At 51.8% G+C, this 4,891-nt stretch carries 3 protein-coding genes and 1 pseudogene; 1 reads left to right on the top strand and 3 read right to left on the bottom strand.

Translation table 11 applies throughout. The annotated features are described in order from the left end of the window. Window positions 1–113: 113 nt before the first annotated feature. The 3 genes and pseudogenes from DW49_RS1000000132395 to DW49_RS0121645 form a co-directional block, all read right to left on the bottom strand. Window positions 114–215, bottom strand: a pseudogene (locus tag DW49_RS1000000132395) (alpha-xenorhabdolysin family binary toxin subunit B); the annotation flags it as partial. 35 nt (window positions 216–250) lie between these two features. Further along, window positions 251–1,450: an alpha-xenorhabdolysin family binary toxin subunit A gene (locus DW49_RS0121650; RefSeq protein ID WP_005620519.1), complete on the bottom strand. Its 1,200-nt coding sequence runs from the start codon at window positions 1,448–1,450 to the stop codon at window positions 251–253. 278 nt (window positions 1,451–1,728) lie between these two features. Then, the gene (locus DW49_RS0121645; protein WP_005620520.1) at window positions 1,729–2,892 is read right to left on the bottom strand and encodes a type III PLP-dependent enzyme; all 1,164 of its coding nucleotides are present in this window, start codon (window positions 2,890–2,892) and stop codon (window positions 1,729–1,731) included. Between the two features lie 433 nt (window positions 2,893–3,325). Here DW49_RS0121645 and DW49_RS0121640 point away from each other — a divergent pair, with 433 nt between their 5' ends. Then, window positions 3,326–4,885, top strand: a complete 1,560-nt coding sequence (locus DW49_RS0121640; protein WP_005620521.1) for a M60 family metallopeptidase — start codon at window positions 3,326–3,328, stop codon at window positions 4,883–4,885. Window positions 4,886–4,891 lie beyond the last annotated feature (6 nt).

Below are 4,891 nucleotides of genomic sequence, written 5' to 3'. Positions count from 1 at the left end.
TTTCTTCAGGACTCAGGACGATATCTTGGGCGCTCATTTCTTCGCCTCCAACGGTGTAATCAACGAGCAAGAATAGACGATTTTACAGAGCATTTATTTTTGAGACAGCACACTAGCGCATCGGCCTGGTGTTTCAGCTTTTCACGACTGCCAATCACAATTTCCATATCGGGTTTTGGCAGTTGAACAGGCGTATCGAGTACATGAACGTTCATAACGGCATTCTCTTTGGGTATCAATGGGTCGGCGCTTAAACAGCGGGCTCTTCAAGTACGTTATTGAACGCAGTCAGCAGATCGAAGGACTGAACTTGAATCTCTTTCCAGTTGGCCAGCAGTGTTTGAAAACGGGAAACAAAACTGACCAGGTATAAAGCATTATTGGCATTCTTGATACGATCATGAGAAGACTCGACCAACTCTTCCAGTAGCACCCATAAACTCTCGATGTTGCTGACACCACTGGCCGCGCCATCGATTCTGGTTTTCAAATCCTGAAGGCTGGTTTCGAACGCCAGCAGATCGCCCAACAACCTGTTTTGTTTTTTCAGCGTCAGTTCAACCTGGCGCTTCTCTTTGATCAGGTGATCCTTTTCACTGAGCGCCGCCGTCGCCTTGGGACCATAAATGGAATAGGACACCACCCCGCCGATAACGCCCCACCAGAAACCGATCCACTTGTATTCCGAGTACTCTTCATATTCCGCAAGTTTCTGATTGATGCGATTGTTAAGCTGATCGACATCGGCTGTGAGCCGAGCGATTTCGTCACCTGCGTTTCCAGAGCAGGCCAGCCTTATCTTCAACGCCACGCCGGGGGCTATCTCATCCTTGAGGCAACGTTTGAAGTCAGTCACCCCGACTCTAGTACGGGTGGTGCTTGCGCTGTGGTCCTTGATGTAGACCTTGAGGTCATCCACCAGGGCCAGTAAGCCAGGTATCTTCTTGCTGTCCTGGTCCATCAATGCGACAGGAGGCATTTGATCAATCTGCGCCGGGGTCAGGTCCCCCACTTGCAGGGTCTGATAGGATTGCAGCCCCTTGATGAAATCCACGACATTGGTTGCGATGGTGATCAGATTGCCCGAGAAAACATAAAGATCGCTGCCGACCTTCTGCATGTTCGTCTCAATCGCCGACCAGCTTCTGGCATGGGTCTGGATACCCACATGCAGTTCAGCAATTGCGTCTGGTGCCAAACCGGCAATGCCATTATCACTGCCGCCGACCAACTGGCTGACTTCTTCCAGCTTCGTTGGAAGTGACAGACCGGTGTTGACATAACGCCTGATGCTTCGAACATCTTCATTGGTAATCAGAAGACCCAGCGCACGCGCGACGCCTTCCCCTTTTCCGGAAAGGACATTCATTAAATCCTTGCCGACGCGACCGACGTCTTCGACAGTATGCGCTTCGCCATCTGTAAATTGCGGTTCAACTGAAGTAGCCATTATTAATTTCCTTATTATGGATGTCCTGTTTGCGACAGCATTGAACTGCCGCTTCCAGGCCACTGAAAATTAACAGAGGATGTCAAACTTAAATAGCGATCGGCGTGGACATTGCCTGTAGGAATAAGCAACGGAACGTTTCAGGCGCCGCTATATTGGCAAAAAAAAGATAATTAACAACGCCGCAATTACCTTACACGCGAGCGATTAGAGGCTTACATATTTATTTTTTCCAAAAAAAAACCCACTTTCATGGGTTTTTTTCTGAAACTGAAAATTTACAGGTAGAACGACTTCAATGGCGGGAAGCCGTTGAATTCCACTGCGCTGTAGCTGGTGGTGTAGGCACCGGTCGACAGCCAGTACATGCGGTCACCGATGGCCAGGTTGAGCGGCAGGCCGTACTTGTAGTTCTCGTACATAATGTCGGCGCTGTCACAGGTCGGGCCGGCGATGACCACTTCTTCCATTTCGCCCTTTTTCTCGGTCCAGATCGGAAACTTGATGGCTTCGTCCATGGTTTCGATCAGACCAGAGAATTTGCCCACGTCGGTGTAGACCCAACGCTCGACGGCGGTGCGCGATTTGCGCGCAACCAGCACCACTTCGCTGACCAGAATACCGGCGTTGGAGATCAGCGAGCGGCCTGGCTCCAGAATGATTTCCGGCAGGTCATCACCGAAGTCTTCCTTCAGAAAGCGGATGATTTCTTCAGCGTAGGTTTCCAGGCTGTTGGTACGGGTGATGTAGTTGGCCGGGAAGCCGCCACCCATGTTGATCAGCTTGAGCACAATGCCGTCTTCTTCCTTCAGGCGCTCGAAGATCACTTTGACCTTGGCGATGGCAGCGTCCCAGACGCTGATGTCACGCTGCTGCGAGCCGACGTGGAACGAGATGCCGTAAGGCACCAGACCCAGATCGCGAGCGAGAATCAACAGATCCATCGCCATGTCGGTCTGGCAGCCGAATTTGCGCGACAGTGGCCAGTCAGCCGTGGTCGAGCCTTCGGTCAGGATGCGCACATAGACTTTCGAGCCCGGTGCAGCCTTGGCGATGTTGCGCAGGTCAGCTTCGGAGTCGGTTGCAAACAGACGCACGCCCTTCTCGTAGAAGTAGCGAATGTCCTTGGATTTCTTGATGGTGTTGCCGTAGCTCATGCGCTCAGGGCCGACGCCACAGCTCATGACCTTGTCCAGTTCGTAGATCGACGCGATGTCGAAGCTCGAACCCTTGTCCTTGAGCAGATTGATGACTTCAACGGCCGGGTTGGCTTTGACGGCGTAGTAAACCTTGGCGAAATCGAAGCCCGCACGCAGGTCGTCGTAGGCCTTGCTGATGATGGCGGTATCAATGACCACGAACGGCGTTTCTTGCTTGTCAGCGAACGCCTTCATTTTCTTGAAGGTGTCGGCTGAATAGTAGTCTTCGACATTGATCGACATGCTGCTGGAACTCCTGATGGCAAGCGGTATTGGTAAATGGGTGCAAATGAACGCCCTCCGTATCCCCACTTTGGTTCGCCTACTTCCCAAGGCATGTCGCCGAAAGCAAAAAGGCCACTGAAGGGCTGCCTTCCTGGCCTTGCTGTCTCGTCGTCAGTACTTGAGCCGGATGGATCGTTTCCAGCATGGACGTTCGGCGCGAACTTTAGGACCTGAGGGGCCGGAGATCAACAAAAAATGTCGCGTTTTTGCACAGGGTGCTTGAGTTGCCTTCCCAAGGACCTGTTTAACCGACCCGCATGACAGGCAGATGTTCCCCGGTGCCCAGAACGGCGATGAGGCAAAGGGTTGCGCTGACTGTCAGTTCTGACAGTGGACGGATTGGCTGTCAGCGCGCCCAATAAGCCCTCGACCACCTCATCAGGTAACGATCATGGACGATAGACACGATGAAAGCGCAGATTCTCTGCCTGCCAGCCTCACGCCAAAGCAAACAAGTTTTAACGTCATAGGGAGGACCTCCGCCGCCCTTAACCAGGTTAGGCAGAGGCGACGCTGGGCGCACAGCGACTACCAACCTACCGGTTTCTACCTCACGAAAGGCGAGCGCCTGGAACTCAGCCACTATGAGGAATTGGCAGGGAAAATCTCCGCTGTTATCGGCGTCCCCGAACTCAATACCCCCATCGTTATTGATCTGAAGTTCGGTTTGAACGCCATAGACATTCCTCAGTCTGGCCTGCTGAGTTTTATCTATCAAACACCAGGCAAATCCGTGCTGATCAGCATTAAAGGCTCCTACAGCGACGTGCCTTCATTCATCTTGAACGAGACGAACCCCGAAGTGTTTCAGTCTATGCTACTTATTCTGACACGCGCGCCGGTCGTGGTACTCACCAGTGAACGAGCCATTATTGTGGTTCGTTACGCCAGTGCCCGCGTCCGCATCTACGATCCTGAAAAGCTGATGCGTTATTATGATCAAGTCATTGGGTGTCAGGACGTTATATCGGGCGTCACGGGCGGTGGCGAGACCGAATGGGCAATCGATCCCAATAAACATTTTTATGTAGAGGCAGACCGGCTCTACATGTTTGCCACCAATGGGCATATGGGATTTAACGGCGAATCGGCATTAAATTACCTGCTCTCAAGCAACACGGCAACTGGTTGGGGGCCATGGCATGAAAGCGGTCATCAGCGGCAAATGTCCCCCATGACATGGGACACAGGCTCGGGGATGACCGAAGTGACTGTCAATTTATACTCACTGGCCACCCAAGAGAATCTCGAAGGGCGCGCCTCGAGGCTGGATGTTTATTATCCCGTCATCAAACAGTACCTGAGTTTGGCGAGCAAAGATTTTAATGCAATACCTGACGCTTTCCATAAAGTGACTATGCTCTGGCAATTGCGCCTCACCTTCGGCACCTCGTTCTATCCTCAACTGCATCAGCGCTACAGAATGATGCAAGCCCCGCCCTCGATGAGTGACGACAAGGCTCAACGCTTTATTGTGGAAACCTCACTACTCAGCAATACCGACCTGTCGAGTTTTTTTGACAAATGGGGACTTTATTCAACGCTTGAAACTTTGCTGCAAACTAACGACTTGCCGCCACTGACGCAACCTATCTGGGCAACTGATTCAAACACGACGTTCCCACTGCCCATGCCTGTTCAGAAGTACATTCCGGAACTGGCTCATATTTTGCTGGATGTAAGCGCTGACTTTCGTGGAACGAGTTTCTCTGTCGATGAGCAATGGTTTTGGACATTCCGCTATGAGTTTACGAAAAACGGAAATGTGGTGGCGTGGATGGACCGTGGTCTATGTGTAAACTGTAGCGTCTCTGCTGACGGACGTATGCACGTTTATTGCGACGTATCAAGCGCACCAGATGAGCTGTGGACTGTCCAGGTGATTTTCGATAGAGCCCCTTACACCTTGGCAAGTAGTAACATCACACCTTTATTGCTAAGGAAGGTCTGAAGTAGG

This window comes from Pseudomonas avellanae BPIC 631 (genome assembly GCF_000444135.1).
Classification (GTDB): Bacteria; Pseudomonadota; Gammaproteobacteria; order Pseudomonadales; family Pseudomonadaceae; genus Aquipseudomonas; species Aquipseudomonas avellanae.
Note: the sequence above shows the minus strand (reverse complement) of the source record. Positions and strands in the feature narration are given on the sequence as shown.

What these genes read in the sequence shown, in the direction of transcription:
- DW49_RS0121645 (WP_005620520.1), bottom strand. Translation starts at nt 2,892, where the DNA reads ATGTCGATCAATGTCGAAGACTACTATTCAGCCGACACCTTCAAGAAA.
- DW49_RS0121650 (WP_005620519.1), bottom strand. Translation starts at nt 1,450, where the DNA reads ATGGCTACTTCAGTTGAACCGCAATTTACAGATGGCGAAGCGCATACT.
- DW49_RS0121640 (WP_005620521.1), top strand. Translation starts at nt 3,326, where the DNA reads ATGGACGATAGACACGATGAAAGCGCAGATTCTCTGCCTGCCAGCCTC.